This is a genomic window from uncultured Pseudoteredinibacter sp., assembly GCF_947502065.1.
In the GTDB taxonomy this organism is placed as follows: domain Bacteria; phylum Pseudomonadota; class Gammaproteobacteria; order Pseudomonadales; family Cellvibrionaceae; genus Pseudoteredinibacter.
On record NZ_CANMYE010000001.1, the window covers coordinates 1019863 to 1042921 of the forward strand.

The following is a 23059-nucleotide window of genomic DNA, read 5'->3' on the forward strand; positions in this document are numbered from 1 at the left end:
GTAATTACTTCCTGCGTGTGCATCGAGCCTTATACAGCTGGTCTAGCTGCGGTGTATAATAAGAAGCACAATTGTACCGGTGTAGCCTTGTTTGCTGCCGATTGGCAATTAACACAAGGCTATTATCTGGCTAGTGCTTGCCTGCGCAGGCCTTACTTCATTCCTTATGGTCCAGCTATGAATTTTGAACAACTTTTAGACAGTATTGACCCGGCCATCTATCAGAACCTAAAAAGGGCTATTGAGCTGGGTAAGTGGCCTGATGGCAGGCCGCTAAGTAAAGAGCAAAGGGAATTATGCCTACAGGCTGTCATTGCTTATGAGCACAAGCATATCGCTGAAGATGAGCGCACCGCTTATATCCCGCCTAAGCCTCATCAGCACTGTGGTGGCAGCGGCGAAATTGCCGAAGCCGATGAAGAGCAGCCTTTAAACTGGAAACACTAGCCAGACTCTTTGATTCAGTAAAAATTACCTACCCCCTATCCAAAAGTGAAGTGTCATCGTGAGCGATAAAACCATATACCTAAAAGACTATAGGGCGCCAGCCTACTGGATTGATCGTACGGATTTGTATGTCGATTTGCACGATGACAAAACCACTGTTTTTAATCGAATGAGCATGCGTGTTAATCCAGACGCTAGTGCTGAAGAACGATTGAGTTTGGCCTTACATGGGCAAGATTTGGAATTGCTGTCGCTGGAGTTAAACGGGCAAGCCATCTTGGAAGAAGATTACTCGCTAGATAAGGCGGGGCTGTCCATCCGTATGGATCATTTAGCTCTGGATCTGGCGAACAATGACTTGAGTTTTGAGTTGGCGGTTAAAACGCAAATAGAGCCTCAAAACAACACCTCATTGGAAGGCTTGTATAAATCCAGTGGCATGTATTGCACACAGTGTGAGGCAGAGGGTTTTCGAAAAATCAGCTATTACCTCGATCGCCCTGATGTGATGAGCGAATTTTTTACCAGTATTGAAGCCCGAGGCAGTGCGTACCCGGTAATGCTCAGTAATGGTAATAAGATTGAAGATACAATTTTAGAAAATGGACGTCGATTAGTTCGCTGGCACGATCCCCATAAAAAACCGGCCTATCTTTTTGCCTTGGTGGCAGGTGACCTTGAATCTGTGGAAGATTATTTTGTTACGAAAAGTGGTCGAAAGGTATTGTTGCAAATTTTTGTCGAAGCCAAAGATCTCGATAAGTGTCAGCATGCTATGGATTCCCTTAAAAACTCTATGCGCTGGGATGAAGAAGTTTATGGGCGTGAATACGATCTCGATATATTTATGATTGTCGCTGTCGATGACTTTAATATGGGGGCGATGGAAAATAAAGGGCTCAATATCTTTAATACCTCCTGTGTATTGGCTAAGGCAGAAACAACCACAGATGCAGGTTTTCAAAGGGTGGAAGGCGTTGTGGCCCATGAATACTTCCATAATTGGTCGGGAAACCGGGTGACTTGCCGTGATTGGTTTCAGTTATCTCTTAAAGAAGGTTTTACTGTTTTTCGAGACGCACAATTTTCCGCAGATATGGGATCGTCAACCGTCAAGCGAGTAGAGGATGTTAGTTTGCTTCGCAGCGCGCAATTTGCCGAGGACGGCGGCCCCTTAGCTCATGCGGTCAGACCGGCATCTTTCGTAGAGATCTCAAATTTCTACACCTTAACTATTTATGAAAAAGGCGCTGAAATTGTTCGTATGCTGCATACCTTGTTGGGAGAAGAACTTTTTCGCCAAGGCTCTGATTTGTACTTTGATCGCCATGATGGCCAAGCGGTCACTGTAGAGGATTTTGTGGCGGCAATGGCTGAAGTATCAGGCCGTGATTTTACGCAGTTTATGCACTGGTATCAGCAAGCGGGAACCCCTGAGCTGAGCGTTACTGAAGACTACGATGAAGAGGCCCGTGAGTACAAGCTTCGTATCGAACAGTATTGTCGCCCAACGCCTGAAAGCAGTGAAAAACAGCCCTATCTCATTCCGCTGAATGTCAGTTTATGGGGCGAAGCGGGGGCGTTAGCCATTCGTCTAAAAGATCAAGAAGCGGATTTTGAAAGCTCTGATAACACCCAGGCAATTATTGAGCTAAAAGAAGCGGTAACGGAGTTGTGTTTTAGTGATGTTCCGGAGCGCCCAACGGCTTCTCTATTGCGTGGTTTTTCAGCGCCAGTCAAGTTGCATTTTCAACGTGATCACCAGCAACTATTGCGTTTGATGACCATGGAAAGCGACGGTTTTACGCGTTGGGATGCCTGTCAGTCTTTGTTGCTAAATGCTATTGAAGAGCTAGAAACGGTCGCGCTAGATGATGTGCAAGAGCAACAGTATTTATGCCAACCTATAGCGGAAGCATTTAAAGCACTATTGCGGGACGAAAACGCAGATCCGGCGATGGTCGCATTGATGTTGCAGCTTCCTTCTTTAAGCTACTTGATTGAATTACGCCAACAAGTGCAATTGGAAAAACTGGATGCGTCTCGCGAGACATTACGTTTGGCCATAGCAAACGCCTGTTTTGATGAGTTTCAATCTATTTATCAGGCCTACGATCATGGAGTAACTTATCAGGCCAAAGCCACGCAGATTGCTGGGCGAAGTTTAAAAAATACGGCGCTTAGTTATTTAATGCTAGCGGTAGATAAGGGGGAGCAGGGCGCTGCATCTGAACAACTTATTCAGTCTTGTGTTGAACAATTTCAGCACGCGAATAATATGAGCGACCAAATTTCTGCATTACAGGTTTTACTAAATGCAGATTGTGCCGCACAACAAGCTGAACAGGCTCTAGATAGTTTTTACCAGCAGTGGAAAAGTGAAGCGCTGGTGGTCAATTTATGGTTGCAAAGCCAGGCCTTGCGAAGATCAAGTGATGCGCTGGCAAGGGTGGTCACACTAAAACAACACCCGGCCTATGATGCTTTAAACCCAAATAAAGTACGCTCCTTGATTGCGGCCTTTTGTGGCCAGAACTTAATGGCTTTTCATGCCTGTGATGGTGAGGGCCAGCCAAGTGATAAAGCCTATCAGTTCTTAGCTGAAGAGGTTCTTGCCTTAGATAAGCACAACCCCCAAATTGCCGCTCGATTGTTAGTTCCTTTAACTCGCTGGCATAAATTTGCGGGGGCTAGGCAGTCTCTTATGAAATCGGCGTTAAAAAACATTGCCGACTGTGAGCTCTCTAAAGATGTACGCGAGTTGGTAGAGAAAAGCCTTTAAGATTGACACTCTGTTAATCAAAAAAGCCAGTATCTAGCTGGCTTTTTTTGTGATTTCAGAATTAATTGGCCACTAAGAGGCAAGCCACTTTGGCCTAATGGGGGTAGAGAGGTGGCAGCGCAGAGTCGCTTTGCTGCTCTTGATTAAGTTGTGCTTCAAGTGCCGAGATGGCCCTCCTGAGAGCAGCTTGATCAATCGCTTGTGCAGCTTCTGCTTGGGCACTATATAGCTGTGCTTCTAAATTTTTGAATAATTCTTGCAGTTCACTGTGTGCATAGTAGTTTTCAAAGTTGCTGTGCTGGCTCTTCTGGTCATTGATATAGCTTTGCAAGCTTTGAAATTGTGTTTGCGCATCAGCCTCGGCAATGACAGTTTCCGCGCTTGCCCCATTTTGTCTTTCATTACTTGGCTTAACTTGGCTTAGCTTAAACTGCTGTTTCAATTGTTTGTTGTCTCGCCAGAGCTTGGCGCTCAGTAGAGCAAGGGCAATTACTAAAATGGAACTGAGCAGGGAAAAGATAATCCACGTGCTCGCTGTATCGCTGCTGGCTTGGCTAAGCTTATTTCTGTTTGCCTGCTCTTCTTCAGGCAACGCACTGCCTGATAGCTCTTTGCTGTCGCTGGATACGGCGCTAGCTACTGAAGGTTCCAGGTCTTGGGTTTGGCTCGGATTTGCTGTCGAAGCTTTGACATTAATATCCATCGCGGGAAGCTTGGCGCTTTGCCATTGTTGGCGAGCGGTATTCCACCAGCGTATTTCAATAGCTGGCAGGGTAAGCGGGCCAGCTTTGCTGGCAATGATTGCAGTGGAAATACGACGAGTGCCGGTAATTCCGCTGTTGTCTTTTTCGTCCTCGCTTTGAGGCTGCTCTGGGTAGGTTTTTATGTGGCCTTGCAGCTCAGTTGCCTCGCCCATATCAATATTAGGCAGTTGTGCGGCGGTTAGGCCTTTAGCCGTGATTTCAATTTTTCGAGTGATGGGCTCGCCTACCTGCATTTGTTCTGGATCGCTACTCCAGCTTTGGCTAATCGTGAGTTGTTCCGCTGGTAACCAGTCGGTGGATTTTTCAGGACTCGCTTTAATCTCTAAGTCTATTGCATCGCTTTGTAAGCGATGTATTCGGCCGCTGCTATTGTTGAACGGGTCGAATATATTTCTGCGACCGCCACTAACACCAATGCTCCAACGAAGATTAGGTAATGTAAGCTTGCCGCTGTGCTGTGGGTAGATTGCATAACGGGTTTCAACCACGACGTAAGGGCGGCCATTAATGCGAGTCTGGTAGTCAAACTGAGCAAGCAGTTCAACTTTCGCCTTGTCCAGCTGCAGGGGTTCTGGATCAAAGCTGCTTATATTGACTGCGCTGTACAGTTTTTGTGTGTAAATGATTTGCTCTTGAACATAGGCGGTATTTTTATCTGTCGTGGATTCTAAGAAGATATCCCGTTTTACTCCGCTACTATTGCCCTGTTTACTCACCGTAATAGGGATGGCATCGGAAAACTCGCCGTCGTATTCAAAGCTAGGAATAATTAGCTGCCCTTCGCGTTTAGGGCCTAGTGTTAACACCCACTCGGTGATTGAGCTAACTTTCCCATTCATGCTCTGGTAGCGATTACTCTTATGCTGCCTCAATATATCAAAGTTTTGTTGTAGCTCGTCAAATGACGGCGCACTAAAAGCGGCTTGTTCGTCTATGGCCACTGTAAGAGTGAGTGTTTCGCTCATTGCTATACTGTTTCTATCGACTTTGGCCGTGATGTTCAACGCAAAGCTGGCGCTGCTGAACACTAAAAGACTTAAAAGGGCCAAGGCCTTAGCTCGTAAAGAAAGCCTTGGATTTTTTTCTATGCACTTATTCTTTCTGTACTTAGACGCGGCGCCATTGTTGTTTTGTTTGCTCATCATTTTTTTTGTTGAATCTCGTCCTAATAACGCTTATGGGCATCGTTCTTGGGTAGCTTTAGCTGGCCATTGCGAATCGCCAACTGCTTTTGGCGTTCTTCATAAAGGAACTTTTCCCGCAATAGGCCAGAGGGGTCATCTGGAACCTGCTTTAACCATTGCTCTAGCGCCTGCTTCTCTTCATCGCTTAGCGACTCCTCTGGGCCAGCCATGGCTTGTGCTTGCTCTTCTTCAGTCTCTTGTTCTTGGGTGTCTGATTCATCGTTTTGCTGGCTCTTAGCTTCTTGCTCTTCTTTGTTTTCTTCTTCGTTATTCTCTTTTGGCTTATCGGAAGGTTCGTCTTGTGCCTCTTCGTTTGAGTTATCAGACGACTCTTGATCTTGTTGCTGGTCTTCGGCGTTTTCCTTATTGTCAGAGCCTTGCTCATCTTGCTGGGAATCTGATTCCTGTTCATTGGAGTCTTGCTGTTCAGATTCTTGATTTTGCTGATTTTGATCGTTTTCTTGCTGATTTTCCTGTTTTAGTTTTTCTATCAGCTCTTTGTTGAATTTGGCGTCCTCAAAATCGGATTTAAGTTTAAGCGCACGATCATAGGCTTTGATGGCCTCATCGAATTGGCCAGCCTTAGCGAGCGCATTGCCTAGATTGTAATGCAGTTCTGGGTCTTGGCTGTCTTTACTAAGGTTTGCTAATGATTCTGCCGCCTTATCGAATTGTCCACCTTGGTAATCAGAAAGGGCCTGCCATTGCGGGTTTTTAAACAGCTCACTGGCCTTGTTATAGTCTTGAGCTTGGTAGGCCTTTAGGGCGCGCTGATCTTTGGAGTACCAAAGTTGATCTATCAGACTGTCTTGGCTTTCACTTTGAGCGTTAGCAGAGCGGTTTTCCTGCTCGACTTCAGCCATAGCAGGAACAGATGGCAGGCCGAGTAACGAGCTCAATAGGGTGAGAGTTGCAAATGTGCTTATAAGTCCGCCTTTACGGAAGGCAAAAGGGAAAAATGCTAACAACAACAGTGCCAGCCAGTGTCCATTATCTTGCCATTGGTCAAACTCGCGATCGACTTGGCTGTCTTGCTGATCTTGCTTGCCAAAGGGTAGGTCGCCGCGATTTTGCCAAAACAGCTCTAAAGACTGTAAATCTTGCTCGCTTGGGCTTAGCTGGACAAATTTTCCGCCATTGTCATTTGCTAGATTTTCTAGCGCTTTAATATCGGTTTTTGCAATAACGATATTGCCTTGTTGGTCTTTGATAAATCCTCTGCCGCTCGGAATTGGGCCGCCTTCTTGGCTGCCGACAGCCATTACCGATAATCGAAAGGGGCTGCCGTCCAATAGATCGTTGATCGCTTCACTGGCAACAGGGGTGACGCCATCGCTGAGCAATAGGATGTCGCCATACTGGCGGCCGCTATCTTTTAATAGTTGGACAGCGCGTTCAATCGCAGATTCAGTATTACTACCCGGTATTGGCATTAAATTGGGTTTCAGTACTGGCAGTAAGTTGATGATCGTTTCGACATCATCTGTTAAAGGGGTAACAATATGCGCTTCACCGCCATAAACTATCAAGCCGGTTTGTCCTTCTTTGCGTAGCTTCATCAAATCGATCAGCTTAAAGCGACTTATACTCAAGCGAGAAGGTTTTATGTCCTGGCTATTCATCGATGGCGAAAGGTCGAGAACAACGACTAGGGCATCTTGCTTTTGAATAATCGGTTGCGGAATTTTTTCCCAACTTGGCCCGGCCAGCCCCACAACCCCAAAGCACAGAATTATAGCCATTAGCCACCATGGTGTTTGACGTTGTAAGGCATCTTGGTCAACTAATAGAGACGCTAATAATTTTTTATCAATCCACTTATTCCAAGCGGAACGTCCGCTTGCCTGCTGTACTGATAGGTAAAGCAATGTGACAAGCACAGGGATCAGTAAGAGTGCCCAAGGGCGTAAAAAGTGAAAATTATCAATGACTTCCATCTTTAGCCCTCCATCTCGCTGCGGCGCATTTTAGCGCTTAGTTGAAAGGCATTTTTAAGGATCAGTAGTAAGCTAATCAAAAGTAAAGCAATACCCAATGGCCAATGTGTAAAAGATTTTTGTGGTCGGTAAGTTTCTTCGGCCTGTTCAATCGGTTCTAGCTGATCAAGCAGGTGATAGATTTTTTGCAGCTCCTGCGGATTGCGGGCGCGAAAATACTGACCACCTGTCATCTGTGCGATTTTCTGTAGGCTGTCTTCATCTAGATCGGCCGATGGGTTAACCGTGCGGCTGCCAAAGGAACTGCCAAACACACCAGGTATAGTCATCTGATCGGCGCCTATGCCAATGGTGTAAATTTTAACTTGTGTTTGCTTTGCCAGCTCCGCGGCTTTGAGCGGGGCAACCTCGCCCGCTGTATTGGCGCCATCAGTTAGCAGAATTAACACGCGTGAATCGGCCGGACGTTCACGTAAGCGTTTAATGGCCAAGCCGATCGCATCGCCAATAGCGGTTTTCTCACCAGCAAACCCCAATTGGGCCTCATCTAGTAGTTGCTTTACGGTAGCGCGATCAAAGGTCAGCGGGGCTTGTAAATAGGCACGGCTGCCAAATAATACTAGGCCTAAGCGATCATGTTTACGGCGTTCGACAAATTCGCCGACCACCGCTTTAACAGCCCACAGTCGAGGAACCTGCTCGCCTTCCACTTCCATATCTGGTGTTTTCATGGAGCCTGAGATATCTACCGCCATTAATAGATCTCGACCGCTGGAGGGCATTTCGATGGGTTCGCCAATCCATACCGGTCTGGCGCAGGCCAGCAATAGGCAAAGCCATATAAGCCACAAAAGCAGCAAGTGCCACTTGGCTTGGGCTTGATGCGCTTGTGGTTGAGCCAGCTGCTGGTAAAAGGGTACTTTCAACGCGGCACTACTATCTTGCTTGCTAGATAAAATTTTTCTAAACAGCAAAGGTAGAGGCAGTAGTAGGAGTAGTATGGGCCAGAGAAATTCAAGCATGACTTCCTCCTTGGTGGCGTAATAACCAAGTTCGACAAGCTTGTTGCAGTGGCGCGATGTTGCTGTTGGATAACTTTTCAGCAGGCCAGTAGGGCGCTTCAGACAATAGTTGCAAGGCCTGCGGATCGAGCTCAGGGCAATGCCTAGATAAAAAGATCAGCCATTGTTGTTGATTCAAGCCCGCCGGATTTTCTGTAGAATAGTGTACAATAGCTACGCGTTTTAATAGGGCATTGGCTTGCTGAATAAACTCCAATTTGTTTTCTTGTGGAATTGCATCAAATTCTTTAATCGCCCACTGGTTTTTTAATTTACTATTGTAATTTGCAGACTGCTTATATTTTCGCAATGCAATTAGGGCTGTAATAAGAGCGATAAATACGATTAACGAGAACCAGAGCAAGCCTGGTGGAATTAAGTTTGGCTCTGCAGGTAGGCGAATATCACGTAATTCTGCAAGGGGATCCGTACTTCCTGGCTTGGCTCCGCTTGTAGCAACTTGCGCGAATGCTGGACTTATTAGCATGAGCTTAGAAAAAATTGCAGCCGCAAGCAGGGTAAATACATAAGGCACACGGGCAAACACAGAAAATAAGTTCTTATCCATTTTTACCCCTGCGTTTTATTTTTTGTGAGAAGCGTTCTTTCAAAAAGGCAACGGGGTTATCATTCGTTTGGCAGTGCAGCAATTCAACGGCCGACTTTTTACAGGCTTGCTCTAGCAACTGTGTACTGTTTATTTGCTGTCGCTCAAAATCCCGCAGTGCTTGCCCAGCACTTAGTTGGCTGCGTTGCTTGCCATCAGAAATGGAGAGGCCGTGAAGTTTGCTCAGTTGGCTTTCGAGCGGGTCGCTAATCTTAATACAGCTAACGTCGATATGGCGGGCCAAGCAGTGTAATTGGTGGTGCGCTGCGTCATCAAAATCATGAAAGTCACTCAAGATAAACACCGCGCTTCCTGGTCGAGCGACACGGCGGCTGTCCAATAAGATGTCGGCAATGCCGATGGCGTCTTGTTGAAGATCTAGGTCTGCGTCGTCGCAAAGTGTGTGAAGTAACTCCATAACTCGGTGTTTACTTCGGGCTGGGCGAATATCATGCTGAGTTTTGGCATTGAAAACGAGCCCGCCAACACGATCTTTATGGTAAATAGCGGCCCAAGCTAATTGCGCAGCAAGATTAGCGAGTTGTACAGATTTGAAGCGAACCTGACTGCCAAAATACATATTTGGTCGCAGATCACAAACTAATAGAACAGGTCGCTCTCGCTCTTCACGAAACAATTTAGTATGGGGCACTTGAGTACGAGCCGTTACCCGCCAATCAATCGTGCGGACATCGTCGCCAGCTTGGTATTGCCGAACTTCTTCAAATTCCATTCCACGACCGCGTTGGGAAGTTCGCTGCTGTCCTAGCAATACCGAGCGACTGTATTGGCGACTATAGATATTTAGCTCTTGGGCAGGGTGGCGAAGTTGCAATAAGCTGGCTAAATCGCTGCGGCTGCCGTCGAGTTGCAGATCTTGATTGCTTTTCATTGATCCAACTACGCCACCGGGACTAATTGCAGTAAACGATCAATGACCTGGTTGGGGCTTATACCATTAGCTTCGGCTTCGAAGCTCAACAGCAAGCGGTGACGGATAACGTCGTGCGCTATCGCTTGTACATTTTGTGGACTCACAAACTCTTGTCCGTTTAGCCATGCATGGGCACGCGAACAGCGATCAAGGGCAATGGTGCCTCGTGGGCTGATTCCGAACTCTATCCAATCGGCCAGTTGCGGATCGTAAGCTGCTGGGTTACGGGTGGCAGCTGTAAGCTGCACGATGTAATCTTCAACGGCATCGGCCATATGCAGTCCTAGGCAGGCTTGGCGCATTGCAAATATATCCTGCTGTGTCACCGGTGTAACTGGGCTTTGCTGGAGCTTGCTGTCTTCTTGACGAGTTAGCTGAAGAATGCGCTTTTCGGCTTCTGTATCGGGATAGCCGACCTCTACATGCATCAAGAAGCGATCTAACTGTGCCTCAGGCAAAGGGTAAGTGCCTTCTTGCTCAATTGGGTTTTGCGTCGCCATGACCAAAAACAGCTCGGGAAGAGGGTAGGTTTTGCCGCCAACACTGATCTGACCTTCGGCCATTGCTTCCAGTAGGGCCGATTGAACTTTGGCTGGTGCGCGATTGATCTCATCGGCTAGCACGAGGTTGTGAAAGATTGGCCCGGGCTTAAATTCGAACTCGCCGTTTTGCGGGCGATAGATGTCGGTTCCGGTGACATCAGAAGGCAACAGGTCAGGGGTAAACTGAATGCGTTGAAAATCTCCTTCTAGGCCATCGGACAGGGTTTTAATGGCTTTTGTTTTAGCCAGCCCCGGAGCACCTTCGACTAAAAGGTGGCCATTGGCAAGAATGGCGATCAACAATCGTTCACTAAGCTCTGGTTGGCCAATAATGTGCTCATTCAGCCATTGGCTTAAATCGGCCAGTTTAGCGCTATCTGTCATAAAAATGCCTTTATCTTCGGTTTACATGGCGGTTTCTGATGGGGGCTAGGTGAAAATTTCACCAGTTTTAAAGACCCTTTATGCTTTGTGTTGTAATGGTGTCTAGGTGCCACTTTTTCAAGAGCTAAAACCACCAGTGCTTTTTGACCTATGGTTTTTGCGTGAAGTTCCTAGATCAGCAAAGCCATTTTCCTTAGTCCGGCTGTTAATGGGACGCAGCGTGCAAAAAAAGCGGAAATTTGAGCATTTTCAACTATGCTTAAGCCTGCTAGTCTAGGGGCCAATAAATAGTCATAAACTCCTCTTATTTCATACGTTTAGAGGATAAATTTCATATTTACACTTAATTAACATTATTTCCCTGCTTAGGGCCTGGATTTCGATAGAAAATTTGGCTTTATTAGGCGTATGCTGCGCCTTTTTAATCGCCGCTCTGATCTTACTGTAGGCCCAATAAGATCAGCTAGTGAGCTTGGCGTATAAATCATTCTCTTGACCTTGTTTGACCTGTTCAACAAGGCCATTAAAACAGCGATGACGGACACCACTGATGAGTGTATTAACAATTCACGATAAAGCGAGTTTTATAGATCAGATGACGCAGGCCATTATGGCCCATCATCGAGGCGAGGAAGCGCAGGCGCTAATAGACTTTGTGTCCTTGTTTTACGATCAATATCCAGTGACGGAGCTTAATGGGCGTAAAGTGTCAGATGTGTATGGCGCCAGTTTCGCCAACTGGCATTTCGTCCAAGAAAAGCCAAGTAAGCGCGCTAAGGTTCGTGTATACAACCCGACCTTAGAGCAGGACGGCTGGTTGAGCTCCCATACCATTGTTTCTGTTATGCACAATGATATGCCTTTCTTGGTGGATTCGATTCGTATGGAGATGAATCGCCGTAACATTGCCATCCACTCTGTGAAAAGCACCATTGCTTTTGTTCAGCGCGATGGGGCTGGGAATATTGAATCTTTCCGCCCAGCTCAAGGCGAGCTTGCTGAAAACGAACAACGAGAAGCCTTGGTTTATCTTGAGGTGAATCGCCTTATTGATGACTCTGCGCTGCAAGATTTACAGCATTGCTTAGAAGATATTTTGGGTGATGTCGAAACCGTGGTGAGTGATTATGCCCCACTGACTGCCCAGTTAAATCATGTCACTGCAGAACTGAAGAAAGCCGATAGTGATTACGATCACGAAGGTCTGCGTGAGGCCAGTGAGTTTTTGGCATGGTTAAACAATCACTTTACCTTTTTGGGCTATTCCGAATATGACCTTGTTGGTGACAATGAAGAGCGTCGTCTAGAGGAGAATAAAAGTAAGCGTTTAGGTTTATTTCGTCGCCATGGAAAGCTCAATACCAGCCTGGATTGGAATGAGTTCAACCCTGGAATGCAGGCGTTTTATACAACAGCTCAGCTGATTTCATTTTCTAAATCTTCGATGCGCTCTCGCGTGCACCGAAATGCATATTCCGATTATGTTGTTGTAAAGCGCTTTGACGAAGATGGCCATGCTTGCGGAGAATCACGCTTTATTGGTTTGTTTACCTCAGAGGTGTATACCCAAAGCCCAACGCAAATTCCGCTAATTCGTCAAAAAATTGCAGAAATCGTCGATGGGTCTGGCTTGTTGCCAGGCAGTCATAGCTTTCGCATGTTTAATCTTGTCATTGAATCAATGCCTCGTGATGAACTGTTCCAAAGCACCATTGTCGATTTATCAGAAACGGTTACCGGTGTGGCGCATATCAACGAGCGACGCATGGTGCGCCTGTTTATGCGCCAAGATGCCTATGGCAAATTTGTCAGTTGTTTGGTTTATGTGCCAAGGGATATGTTCAGTACCCGCGTACGCCATTCGATACAGAAAGTTATCTCAGATGCTATTGGCGCCATTGAGTATGAGTTTACAACTCATTTTTCTGAGTCGACCTTGGCACGAGTTCATATGGTGTTTAAGGTGGATCCAGCTACGCCTTTAAGCTATGACAAGCGCAGCTTAGAAGAGCGTATCGCTGAATTAGCTCGCTCTTGGGATGATCATCTGTTGTCATCCTTAAGTGATAACTATGGTGAGGGTGTTGGGCATAAACTGTATGAAGAATTTGAGCAGGCTTTTTCGCCAGCGTATCAGTCGGCCTACGATGCACGGACGGCCGTGCAAGATATTGATACCTTAAATCAGTTAAAGGACGCCAGTGAAATTGCCATGAGCTTTTATCAGCCTATTGGCTCTGGCAAAAACGACGTGCGCTTTAAGGTCTTTCACCTGGATGAGTTGTTAGAGCTTTCTGATGCGATTCCTGTACTGGAGCGTATGGGCTTGCGCGTAATTATGGAGCACCCATACCGAATTACGCGTAGTAGTGGTCAAGAAGTTTATCTGCACGATTTTAATTTGCACTATGATCTGCCTGTGGAAGCAGAATTTAACGTCGTGCGCGATCGATTCCAAGAAGCCTTCTCTGCGATTTGGAGCGGCGAAGCAGAAAGTGATGCCTTTAACCGTTTGATCATTGGGGCAAATCTCAGCTGGCGCGAAGTTGCTATTTTAAGAGCTTATGCACGCTATATGAAGCAAACTCGATTCGCATCGAGCCAGACTTTTATTGCTAATACGCTTTCAAACCATACATCGATTGCAAAGCAGTTAGTGTCGCTATTTGCCGCCTATTTTGAGCCGGATAACCGTGCTGATGCGGCGCTTATAGAGGCGGCAATTCTTGAGTCTTTAGATGAGGTTGCCAACCTCAATGAAGATCGTGTTATTCGTCGCTACTTAGACATGATGCGCGGCACATTGCGCACCAACTATTATCAAAACGAAGAGGCGAGCGATCAGCATAAGTCCTACATCTCTTTTAAATTTAGCCCGCGTGATATAGCTGATATCCCAGAGCCTCGTCCGATGTTTGAGATATTTGTTTACTCGCCACGCGTAGAAGGGGTGCATTTACGGGGTGGTAAAGTTGCTCGAGGCGGTTTGCGCTGGTCTGATCGTTTGGAGGACTACCGCACAGAAGTGCTTGGTTTGGTCAAAGCGCAGCAAGTGAAAAACTCGGTAATTGTTCCTGCTGGCGCCAAAGGTGGTTTCGTGGCTAAACGCCCTCCCTCAGATGGTGGGCGTGAAGCATTCCTGGCGGAAGGTGTGGAATGCTATAAGATCTTTATTCAAGGCTTATTGGATGTTACTGATAATTTGCTGGACGGCGCTATTGTACCGCCAAGAAGTGTTGTTCGCAGAGATGAAGATGATCCTTATCTTGTTGTTGCGGCTGATAAAGGCACGGCAACATTCTCTGATATCGCCAACGAGATTTCGATTCGTTATGGACATTGGTTAGGCGATGCCTTTGCATCCGGCGGAAGCCAGGGCTATGACCATAAAGGTATGGGGATTACCGCAAAAGGTGCTTGGGTTGGTGTGCAACGACACTTTAAGGAAAAGGGCGTTGATGTACAAAAAGAGGATTTCAATGTAATCGCCATCGGTGACATGGCCGGCGATGTGTTTGGTAATGGTATGTTGCTGTCGGAGCATATTGCTTTGCAGGCGGCCTTTAACCATTTACATATTTTTATCGACCCTACACCTGATGTTGCAGCAAGCTTTACTGAGCGTAAACGTTTATTTGAATTACCACGATCAAGCTGGACTGATTATGAGAAAGAATTAATTTCAGCCGGTGGTGGTGTGTTTGATCGCTCGGCCAAGTCAATCAGAATTACCCCGCAGATGCAAAAAGCCTTCGATATTAAAGAAAGCTATATGACGCCTACCGATCTTATTAATGCTTTGCTAAAGGCACCGGTGGATCTAATCTGGAATGGCGGTATTGGTACTTATGTAAAGGGGAGTTCTGAAAGCCATGCCGAAGTAGGCGATAAGGCCAATGATGGCTTGCGTGTTAACGGCGGCGATCTGCGCTGTAAGGTATTTGGTGAAGGTGGTAACTTAGGTTTAACCCAGTTAGGGCGTATGGAATATGCCCGCAATGGCGGTGCCTGTAATACTGATTTTATTGACAATGCGGCTGGTGTTGACTGCTCAGACCATGAAGTGAATATCAAAATCTTGCTGGATGACTTGGTTTCTAATGGAGATATGACCGGCAAGCAGCGTAATCAACTATTGGCCGACATGACGGATTCGGTTTCTGATTTGGTGCTAAGTAATAACTACCGCCAAACTCAGGCGATTAGTTTGGCCGAGTACCAAACAGTTTCTCGCATGGGGGAATATCGCCGCCTAATTAATCGTTTAGAGTCAGAAGGGCGCCTGGTTCGTGAGTTGGAAAACTTGCCGCCAGAGGATGTCTTGCAAGAGCGACAAGGGCAGGGCGAAGGTTTAACTCGTCCAGAGCTTTCGGTGCTTATTTCCTATGTTAAAGTAGCTTTAAAAGAGTTGCTTGCTGATTCTGATATCGCCGAAGATGATTATATGGAGGCGGCCATTGAAAATGCTTTTCCTCAAACTCTGCGTGAGAACTTTAAAGAGCAGATCTATAACCACCGTCTGCGTCGAGAGATAATTGCTACCCAGGTTGCCAATGATATGGTCAACAATATGGGCATCACCTTTACACATCGATTAATGGAAGCTACCGGCTCCGACGCCGGGCTGGTCGCTAAGGCCTATGTTGCGGCGAGAGATATTTATCGCTTGCAAGATTACCGTCAACAAGTGGCTGAGCTTGATTTTGTCGTTCCTGCCAATATGCAGTTTGAATTGCTGGATAATATGAATCGTCGTGTTCGCCGTGCTGCTCGTTGGTTATTGAGACATCGTCGTAGTCGTTTGAACCCTGGGCAAGAGGTGCAGGAATTTGCAGGTGGATTTAGCGATATTATTACAGCATTACCTACTGTGATGAGTGGCGAGGCTCTATGTGAGTGGCAGGAGCGGCGCGCAGAATTGGAAGCGGCGGGTGTACCTGAATCCTTGGCGGGTGATGCAGCAATACGGGCCAATTTGTATTCAGGTTTGGATTTGGTTGATGCCTTATCGGCCAGTGGTGCCCAGGCCTCGCAAATTGCTGATGTATATTTCCGCCTAGGCGAACATTTGGGGCTGCATGATGTTGCTCGCCGTATTCAAGAGGTTAAGCCGGATAATTATTGGCAGGCGATGGCTCGCGAATCGTTTATGGATGATTTGGAGCAGCAAATGCGTAGCCTGGCGGTTTCCTTCATCCGTTTAAGCCCTGATGATATGGCTTTAGAGGACGTGCTTGGTCTATGGGACGAGGAGCACCGTGTATTGGTAGACCGCTGGAAAGATATGATCAGTGAGCTACAAAACACCAGTGCCGCTGACTTTGCAATGTTTTCTGTTGCGTTGCGTGAGCTATTGGATCTGGCTCAAGCAAGTGAGCATTGTGAAACCTTGTTGAAATGCGAGCTCGAAGAGTCATAGAGAGCATTCAGCCACACAGGGTATCGCCCCTGTGTGGTTGACGTATTTTCGCGGTATTACATTTGCTTCAGTCTAATCTTTAAAATCTCACACCTTTGCTAAAAAATTTATAGCGTCATGAGCATCAACTTTCTGATTGTGGATCTATCTATCTCGGCAGAGGAATACCAAAAGCTCTACCGTTTTGCGATACGAGATGTACATGCTCGTAGCCGTGATGGCCGCCGGGTGCGATTCCCTGTCAATGTTTTAAGGCCCTATGTGGGGCATAATGGTATCCAGGGCTCTTTTCGAATAGGTTTTGATCAGCAGCACCGCCTTGCGAGCTTTGATAGGATGGCTTAAAGCACCACATTCCTTTTTAGAAGGGGCTGCGTGAATCTATGAGGGCTGCTAAAATAGCGGTAATACGATTTAGGAACGCCCATATGTATTCATTATTGCGCAAATGCCTCTTCGCACTTGATCCAGAGTATTCACACGAGCTGAGCTTGGATTGCTTAGGTGCGGCTTCTCGCTTAAATCTTTTAAACAAATTCGTTAGCGCGCCGGCGAATAACCCGGTTGAATTGTTTGGCTTGAGTTTTCCCAACCCTGTTGGTTTAGCAGCTGGTCTAGATAAAAATGGAGATTACTTTAACGCTCTTGGGCAATTGGGCTTTGGTTTCGTGGAAATTGGAACCATAACTCCTCGCCCGCAAGCGGGTAATCCTAAGCCTCGTTTGTTTCGCCTAGAAGAAGAAAAGGCGATTATCAACCGCATGGGCTTTAACAATAAAGGCGTTGATTACTTGGTCGAGCAAGTGAAAAAACGTCAATACGACGGTGTTCTAGGAATCAATATCGGTAAAAACAAAGATACGGCCGAAGAGGACGCGTTATCGGATTATCGTATATGCCTAGAAAAAGCTTATGGGCTAGCAGACTACATTACGGTAAATATCTCTTCGCCGAACACACCCGGTTTAAGAGATTTGCAGTTTGGAGGCAATCTTAAGCGTTTGCTGGAAGGGTTAAAAGAAAGTCAGCAGCAACTCGCCGCACAGCATGGTCGTAAAGTACCTATCTTGGTGAAAATCGCACCGGATATGGATGACGAGGCGGTAGTCGCTGTAGCCGCAACCATTCAAGGTGCTGAAATGGAAGGTGTAATCGCTACCAATACCACTGTAACCCGCAATGGTGTTGAAAACAGCGCATTTAGAGACGAGGCAGGTGGACTGAGCGGCTCGCCACTTACGGACAAAAGCACTGAGATTATTGCCAAATTATACCAAGAGTTGGGAGATGAAACGCCAATTGTAGGTGTAGGGGGTATTGATTCAGCGGCGGCGGCGATCGCCAAGTTAGAGGCGGGAGCAAAGCTATTGCAGATATACTCCAGCTTTATTTATCAGGGGCCGCAGTTGATTAAAGATGTGGCAGATGCCTATCAGAGTTTCCAGGGCCGAAAATAAAAACGCCGCCGCTACAGCAGTGAGGCCTAGGGCCTCGGTAGCAGTGAACTACATGGATGTAGTGAATAGCGTAAATGCAGAGCAATTTACGGCAGCTCGTCCAGAGCATGTCCTGTTTTTGTGCCATCCGGGCACCCACTGGATACAGGTCGTCCAGACCATATCCTGTTCTTGTGCCATCCGGGCACCCACTGGATACAGGTCGTCCAGACCATACCCTGTTTTTGTGCCATCCGGGCACCCACTGGATACAGGTCGTCCAGACCATACCCTGTTCTTGTGCCATCCGGGCACCCACTGGATACAGGTCGTCCTGACCATAAAAAAGCAAACGCCGGGGCGTTTGCTGAAAGGGGATGTGCTAGAGAGAAGAAAGAAAAAACTAAGCCGCCAATATCTAGCGGCTGCCTTGCGCTTACATGTTGCTTATTTTCTGAGCTTGAGCCATTCGGTTGAAGCCGTTCCAGTGGTCTTCGCGACCTTCACGCCATCCATTAATCCAATGTTGTCGAGCTGGGCTATTTTCGTGTGGGCAGCTACTTCGTGATTTTTCTTCAATACCGGCCTGATAGCCTTTGGTAAACGCTCGGTTAAATGGATCGCGCTTGCTTCGTTTCATTATATTAATCACCTCATACTTGTTCTTAAATGCCGCGCTTTATAGTCGCAGCCGTCGTTCCGAGAGAGAAGGGGGGGCTCCTGTTTTAATAATGAATTGCTGTATTGATTTAGTGGGCTGCTACCAGCGAACTCCTCATTGCTCAAGATTTTGAAAGTTCTATATGTTGACGGGCGCGCCCGTTGCATATGACTTAGGAAAGGCCTAAAGCCTAATTCAGCCTGTGGCTGGACAGTTAGTAAAACAAAAAGCAGCGTGACTGCAAACGGTTAATTTCTTATATAACGACAACTCAACCTAATTTTTGGCTATAGGGAATTGAGTGCCTAGAGTGATTTTAGGTTGATTTCGACGAAAATGGGTGATTTTAGCCGGTATTCCTCACGGTTTGAATGAAATGCCTGTTGTGACACGGTGTTACCTATAGCTGCCCTGTGTCAGATAGTGACAGTAGTGGAAGTTTTTGTATTTAGATCGCTGTCCGCTCACATGGTATTTGCTCGCTAATCACGGGATAATAGGCGGCTTGGCTTCCAGACGGGGCCTCTGATGTTAAAAGGTATAGAAGTGACAGAAAAACAGCCATGGCGCGAACGCCAAAACAATGGTGCTACTAATAAACGCAGCCCCAAGCCATCATTAAGCGAGCAGTTCGCTTTCTTTGCTACCTGTGCCAAGGGGCTTGAGGAGCTTTTGCAGGCGGAGATCGAGAATCTAGGTGCTGGGCCTGCACGGCAGACAGTCGCTGGTGTGTATTTCGGTGAGTTAGTCGATCGAGAGAGTTTGGAGAAGGCTTATAAAGTTTGTCTATGGTCACGTCTTGCCAATAAGATTTTATTACCGCTTGCAAGCTTGAATGCCTCTTCCGCCGAAGCTATGTACCGCGATGCTATTGAAATTCCTTGGGAGGAGTACTTAGCTCCAAACGGTAGTCTGCTGGTTGATTTCGTAGGTACTGATCGCGTTATTAAAAATAGCCAGTTTGGTGCCCTTAAAATCAAAGATGCGGTTGTCGATCGTCTGCGCGAAATCTTTGGGTCACGCCCGTCGGTTAGTAAACAGTACCCTGATTTGCGGATAAATGCGCGATTGCACCGTGGGAAAATTGCTTTGAGCCTAGATATGTCTGGTGAGAGCTTGCACCGTCGGGGTTATCGTACGCAACAAGGCTTGGCTCCTTTAAAAGAGAATCTGGCCGCTGCGATTTTGATGCGAGCTGCATGGCCTAAGATGCTCGAAGAAGCCAGACAGAGCGATAATGTTCAGAGTTTGGCTTTAGTCGATCCAATGTGTGGCTCTGGTACCATTCTTATAGAAGCGGCTTTGATGGCGGCTGATATTGCCCCAGGTATCTCTAGGTCGGCTTTTGGTTTTGAAAGTTGGCGCAATCATCAAAATGATGTTTGGCTGGAAATTCGCGAGGATGCTTTAAAAAGGCGTCAGCAGGGGCTGGTTAAAGACATGCCGAAAATAATCGGTTTTGATCAAGACAGTAATGTTCTACGGGCTGCTAAATCGAATGCGCAAAGAGCAAAACTGGATCGTTATGTCAGTTTTTCCACCCAAAGTGTGTCAGCATTAAATGACTTGCAGCTGCAAGGTATTGAAAAGGGGTTGCTGTTGAGTAATCCCCCTTACGGTGAGCGCCTAGGGGAAGTAGAGCAGCTAGGGGAGCTGTATCGAAGTTTGGGCGATAAGCTTAAATCTTGTTGCGAGGGCTGGACCTGTGGAATCTTTACTGGAAACCCAGAGCTCGGTAAAACAATGGGTATTCGTGCCCATAAGCGTTACAAACTTTTTAATGGCACCTTAGCCAGTGAATTGTTGCTTATTAATGTCGAGCAGAGCCAGTATGTTAACGCCCCTCCTAAGGAAATTTTGGCCCAAAAGGTAGAGCTTCAAGATGGGGTGTTTTACAAACCTCAGGCAGAATCGCAACTTAGTGAAGGCGCAGTAATGGTGCTGAATCGTTTGCGAAAAAATCTCAAAGGTTTGCGAAAGTGGGCCAAAAATAGTCAGCTTGATTGCTTCAGAGTTTACGATGCTGATATTCCCGAATATTCGGCTGCCATCGATATTTACGGTGATCATTGGCATGTTCAAGAGTATCAGGCACCGCGTACCATCGATGAAAAGAAAGCCCAGCAGCGCTTCCAGGAAATTGTTGATGCCTTGGTCAGTGGCTTTGAGCTTAGAGATGATCAGCTATTTGTAAAACAGCGTCGCCGTCAAAGCGGTAAAAAACAATATGAAGCTCAGCGTGAGCGAGATGTAGAGCAGCGCGCTAAACTAATCGTAAAAGAAGGTGGCGCCAAGCTAGCTGTTAATCTGTGGGATTACCTAGATAGTGGGTTGTTTTTAGATCACCGTCTGGTGCGCCAAAAGATAGCGGAACTTGCTGTAGGAAAGCGATTACTGAATCTATTTTGCTATACGGCAACAGCCACTGTTCAGGCTGCAGTGGCTGGAGCTAGTTCCTCGTTAAGTGTTGATATGTCGCGTACTTACATTGATTGGGCAGCTGAAAATTTCGAGTTGAATAATATTTCCACTAAACGCCATGAGTTGGTGCAGGAAGACTGTTTTACTTACTTGAATCAATGCCGAGAAGCTTTTGATGTCATTATGCTAGACCCGCCCAGCTTTTCTAATTCTAAGCGCATGAGCAAGGTCTTAGATATACAGCAAGATCACGTTGCACTCGTTAAACGCTGCATGGATCTATTAAAGCCTGGAGGTGTATTGGTTTTTTCTAATAACCTACGCAGCTTTAAGTTGGATTATGAGGCTTTAGAAAAATACCAAATCAAAGATTATTCAGCAGCATCTATCGATAAGGATTTTCAACGTAATCCTAAGATCCATCAATGCTGGTTGATCGAAGCGAAATAAAAATAGAAGTCCTAGAAAACTCATGGCAAAAGAATTTCAAATTGAATCCAATTATCAACCCGCAGGCGATCAGCCAACAGCTATTGCCGGCTTGGTGCAAGGTGTCGAAGATGGCTTATCCCATCAGACGCTGTTGGGAGTAACGGGCTCTGGTAAAACCTTTACTGTCGCGAATGTGATTGCCCAGCTCGGCAAGCCAACAATGATAATGGCACACAACAAAACATTGGCGGCTCAGTTGTATGGTGAGTTAAAGGAGTTCTTTCCGAATAATGCCGTAGAGTACTTTGTATCTTATTATGATTATTATCAGCCAGAAGCCTATGTGCCGTCTTCTGATACTTTTATTGAAAAAGATGCATCGGTAAACGAACACATTGAGCAAATGCGCTTATCTGCGACTAAGGCTCTGATGGAGCGACGTGACGCCATTATTGTAGCAACGGTATCAGCGATCTATGGTTTGGGTGATCCAGATGCTTACTTAAAAATGGTTTTGCATTTAACCCGTGGCGATGAAATCGATCAGCGAGAAGTTCTGCGTAAACTTGCTGAGTTGCAGTACACCCGCAACGATGCCGACTTTAGGCGTGCTACCTATCGTGTGCGCGGTGATGTTATCGATATTTATCCAGCGGATTCCGACCGCGAAGCCTTGCGGGTTGAGTTATTTGACTCGGAAGTAGAGCAACTTTCTTTGTTTGACCCCTTAACCGGTGAGATTCTGTCTAAAGTGCCGCGTTTTACCGTGTACCCAAAGTCACATTATGTGACGCCACGGCAGCGGATTTTAGATGCTATTGAGCTAATTAAGGCTGAGGCGCAGGAGCGTCTTACTCAGCTGCGCGATAATAATAAACTCGTTGAAGCGCAGCGTTTGGAACAGCGAGTGAAATATGATGTTGAAATGATGCAGGAGCTTGGCTACTGCACCGGCATTGAAAATTATTCTCGTTATTTATCCGGTCGGCCACCCGGAGATCCGCCGCCAACACTATTCGATTACTTGCCCGACGATGCTTTGTTGGTAATTGATGAATCCCACGTTACCGTGCCGCAAATTGGCGCCATGTATAAAGGTGACCGTTCTCGAAAAGAGACGCTGGTGGAATACGGTTTTCGATTACCTTCGGCATTAGATAATCGCCCTATGCGTTTTGAAGAGTGGGAGCATGCTTCACCTCAAGCTATATTTGTTTCAGCAACACCCGGTAAATACGAACAAGAATACGCGGGCCAGGTTGTGGAGCAGGTGGTGCGGCCGACAGGCTTGTTGGACCCGATCTTGGAGGTTCGTCCAGCACTGAATCAAGTCGATGATGTGCTTGGTGAAATTAAACGGGTAACCGAAGGCAATGAACGGGTTCTAATTACCACGCTGACAAAGCGTATGGCTGAGGACTTAACAGAATACTTAGAAGAACATGATGTGCGTGTGCGATATTTGCACTCTGATATTGATACAGTAGAACGAGTAGAAATTATTCGCGATTTAAGGCTCGGTGAATTTGATGTGCTAGTAGGTATTAATCTGTTACGAGAAGGCCTGGATATGCCAGAGGTTTCTTTGGTGGCCATTTTAGATGCTGATAAGGAGGGCTTTTTGCGTTCTGATCGTTCACTGATTCAGACCATTGGGCGGGCAGCACGAAATGTAAATGGTAGGGCTATTTTGTATGCAGATCGTATAACCGGCTCAATGCAACGGGCTATGGAAGAAACAGAGCGTCGCCGAGAAAAGCAGATTGCTCATAATGAAAAGCATGGCATTAAGCCACAAGGCATCGTTAAAAATATCTCCGATATTATGGAAGGTGCTCATATTCCAGGGCGTGCCAAAAAACGCGATAAGGTTGCCGAAAAGGGTGGCGGCTATCAGCTAGAAAAAGGCCAGGATCCGTGGCAGCTCATTAAGACCTTAGAGGATAAGATGATGCAACATGCCAAAGATCTGGAATTTGAGGATGCTGCTAGAGTTAGGGACGAGATTCAAAAGCTAAAAGCTCAGCTATAAAAACCTAGCCTTTCAT

General features: G+C 46.5%; 14 protein-coding genes. 7 read left to right on the top strand and 7 right to left on the bottom strand.

All coding sequences use genetic code 11. From position 1 onward, the window contains the following. The first annotated feature begins 177 nt into the window (after positions 1-177). Together Q1A41_RS04285 and pepN are read left to right on the top strand one after the other, a co-directional pair. A complete protein-coding gene (locus tag Q1A41_RS04285; RefSeq protein ID WP_299975162.1) occupies positions 178-447 on the top strand; it encodes a DUF1315 family protein in 270 nt (89 codons plus the stop codon). Positions 448-505: 58 nt separating this feature from the next. Further along, positions 506-3229, top strand: a complete 2724-nt coding sequence (gene pepN, locus Q1A41_RS04290; protein WP_299975164.1) for an aminopeptidase N — start codon at positions 506-508, stop codon at positions 3227-3229. A 94-nt stretch (positions 3230-3323) separates the two neighbouring features. Here the strand turns inward: pepN and Q1A41_RS04295 are convergent, their stop codons facing one another. Genes Q1A41_RS04295 through Q1A41_RS04320 form a run of 6 tightly spaced genes read right to left on the bottom strand, consistent with a single transcriptional unit; the run spans position 3324 to position 10642 of the window. Continuing rightward, complete coding sequence (locus Q1A41_RS04295) at positions 3324-5138, bottom strand: BatD family protein (protein ID WP_299975167.1); 1815 nt, start codon at positions 5136-5138, stop codon at positions 3324-3326. A gap of 20 nt (positions 5139-5158) precedes the next feature. Next, on the bottom strand, positions 5159-7114 hold the full coding sequence (locus Q1A41_RS04300; protein WP_299975170.1) for a VWA domain-containing protein: 1956 nt from the start codon (positions 7112-7114) through the stop codon (positions 5159-5161). A 2-nt stretch (positions 7115-7116) separates the two neighbouring features. After that, a complete protein-coding gene (locus Q1A41_RS04305; protein WP_299975172.1) occupies positions 7117-8136 on the bottom strand; it encodes a VWA domain-containing protein in 1020 nt (339 codons plus the stop codon). Next, entirely contained in the window at positions 8129-8743 is a 615-nt protein-coding gene (locus Q1A41_RS04310; protein ID WP_299975175.1) for a DUF4381 domain-containing protein, read from the bottom strand. Before Q1A41_RS04310 ends, Q1A41_RS04305 begins: the two co-directional genes overlap by 8 nt. Further along, a complete protein-coding gene (locus Q1A41_RS04315; protein WP_299975179.1) occupies positions 8736-9674 on the bottom strand; it encodes a DUF58 domain-containing protein in 939 nt (312 codons plus the stop codon). The genes Q1A41_RS04310 and Q1A41_RS04315 overlap by 8 nt, the downstream gene beginning before the upstream one ends. A gap of 8 nt (positions 9675-9682) precedes the next feature. Beyond that, positions 9683-10642, bottom strand: coding sequence for a MoxR family ATPase (locus Q1A41_RS04320; protein ID WP_299975182.1), 960 nt, complete (start codon positions 10640-10642; stop codon positions 9683-9685). 550 nt (positions 10643-11192) lie between these two features. Here Q1A41_RS04320 and Q1A41_RS04325 point away from each other — a divergent pair. The 3 genes from Q1A41_RS04325 to Q1A41_RS04335 all read left to right on the top strand — a co-directional run bounded on the left by Q1A41_RS04325 (position 11193) and on the right by Q1A41_RS04335 (position 17518). Beyond that, positions 11193-16061, top strand: a complete 4869-nt coding sequence (locus tag Q1A41_RS04325) for an NAD-glutamate dehydrogenase (RefSeq protein WP_299975185.1) — start codon at positions 11193-11195, stop codon at positions 16059-16061. Positions 16062-16178: 117 nt separating this feature from the next. Beyond that, entirely contained in the window at positions 16179-16406 is a 228-nt protein-coding gene (locus tag Q1A41_RS04330) for a DUF2835 domain-containing protein (RefSeq protein ID WP_299975188.1), read from the top strand. A gap of 83 nt (positions 16407-16489) precedes the next feature. Then, a complete protein-coding gene (locus tag Q1A41_RS04335) occupies positions 16490-17518 on the top strand; it encodes a quinone-dependent dihydroorotate dehydrogenase (protein WP_299975191.1) in 1029 nt (342 codons plus the stop codon). 415 nt (positions 17519-17933) lie between these two features. Here Q1A41_RS04335 and rmf read toward each other — a convergent pair whose 3' ends face one another. Continuing rightward, the gene (gene rmf / locus Q1A41_RS04340; protein WP_299975194.1) at positions 17934-18137 is read right to left on the bottom strand and encodes a ribosome modulation factor; all 204 of its coding nucleotides are present in this window, start codon (positions 18135-18137) and stop codon (positions 17934-17936) included. A gap of 549 nt (positions 18138-18686) precedes the next feature. Here rmf and rlmKL point away from each other — a divergent pair. Together rlmKL and uvrB are read left to right on the top strand one after the other, a co-directional pair. After that, positions 18687-21029: a bifunctional 23S rRNA (guanine(2069)-N(7))-methyltransferase RlmK/23S rRNA (guanine(2445)-N(2))-methyltransferase RlmL gene (gene rlmKL, locus Q1A41_RS04345; RefSeq protein ID WP_299975197.1), complete on the top strand. Its 2343-nt coding sequence runs from the start codon at positions 18687-18689 to the stop codon at positions 21027-21029. Between the two features lie 22 nt (positions 21030-21051). Continuing rightward, positions 21052-23043: an excinuclease ABC subunit UvrB gene (gene uvrB / locus Q1A41_RS04350; protein ID WP_299975201.1), complete on the top strand. Its 1992-nt coding sequence runs from the start codon at positions 21052-21054 to the stop codon at positions 23041-23043. Positions 23044-23059 lie beyond the last annotated feature (16 nt).

Coding starts and splice junctions, on each gene's coding strand:
- Q1A41_RS04285 (WP_299975162.1), top strand. CDS start 178: ATGAATTTTGAACAACTTTTAGACAGTATTGACCCGGCCATCTATCAG.
- Q1A41_RS04295 (WP_299975167.1), bottom strand. CDS start 5,138: ATGATGAGCAAACAAAACAACAATGGCGCCGCGTCTAAGTACAGAAAG.
- Q1A41_RS04300 (WP_299975170.1), bottom strand. CDS start 7,114: ATGGAAGTCATTGATAATTTTCACTTTTTACGCCCTTGGGCACTCTTA.
- Q1A41_RS04305 (WP_299975172.1), bottom strand. CDS start 8,136: ATGCTTGAATTTCTCTGGCCCATACTACTCCTACTACTGCCTCTACCT.
- Q1A41_RS04310 (WP_299975175.1), bottom strand. CDS start 8,743: ATGGATAAGAACTTATTTTCTGTGTTTGCCCGTGTGCCTTATGTATTT.
- Q1A41_RS04315 (WP_299975179.1), bottom strand. CDS start 9,674: ATGAAAAGCAATCAAGATCTGCAACTCGACGGCAGCCGCAGCGATTTA.
- Q1A41_RS04320 (WP_299975182.1), bottom strand. CDS start 10,642: ATGACAGATAGCGCTAAACTGGCCGATTTAAGCCAATGGCTGAATGAG.
- Q1A41_RS04325 (WP_299975185.1), top strand. CDS start 11,193: ATGAGTGTATTAACAATTCACGATAAAGCGAGTTTTATAGATCAGATG.
- Q1A41_RS04330 (WP_299975188.1), top strand. CDS start 16,179: ATGAGCATCAACTTTCTGATTGTGGATCTATCTATCTCGGCAGAGGAA.
- Q1A41_RS04335 (WP_299975191.1), top strand. CDS start 16,490: ATGTATTCATTATTGCGCAAATGCCTCTTCGCACTTGATCCAGAGTAT.
- rmf (WP_299975194.1), bottom strand. CDS start 18,137: ATGAAACGAAGCAAGCGCGATCCATTTAACCGAGCGTTTACCAAAGGC.
- rlmKL (WP_299975197.1), top strand. CDS start 18,687: ATGTTAAAAGGTATAGAAGTGACAGAAAAACAGCCATGGCGCGAACGC.
- uvrB (WP_299975201.1), top strand. CDS start 21,052: ATGGCAAAAGAATTTCAAATTGAATCCAATTATCAACCCGCAGGCGAT.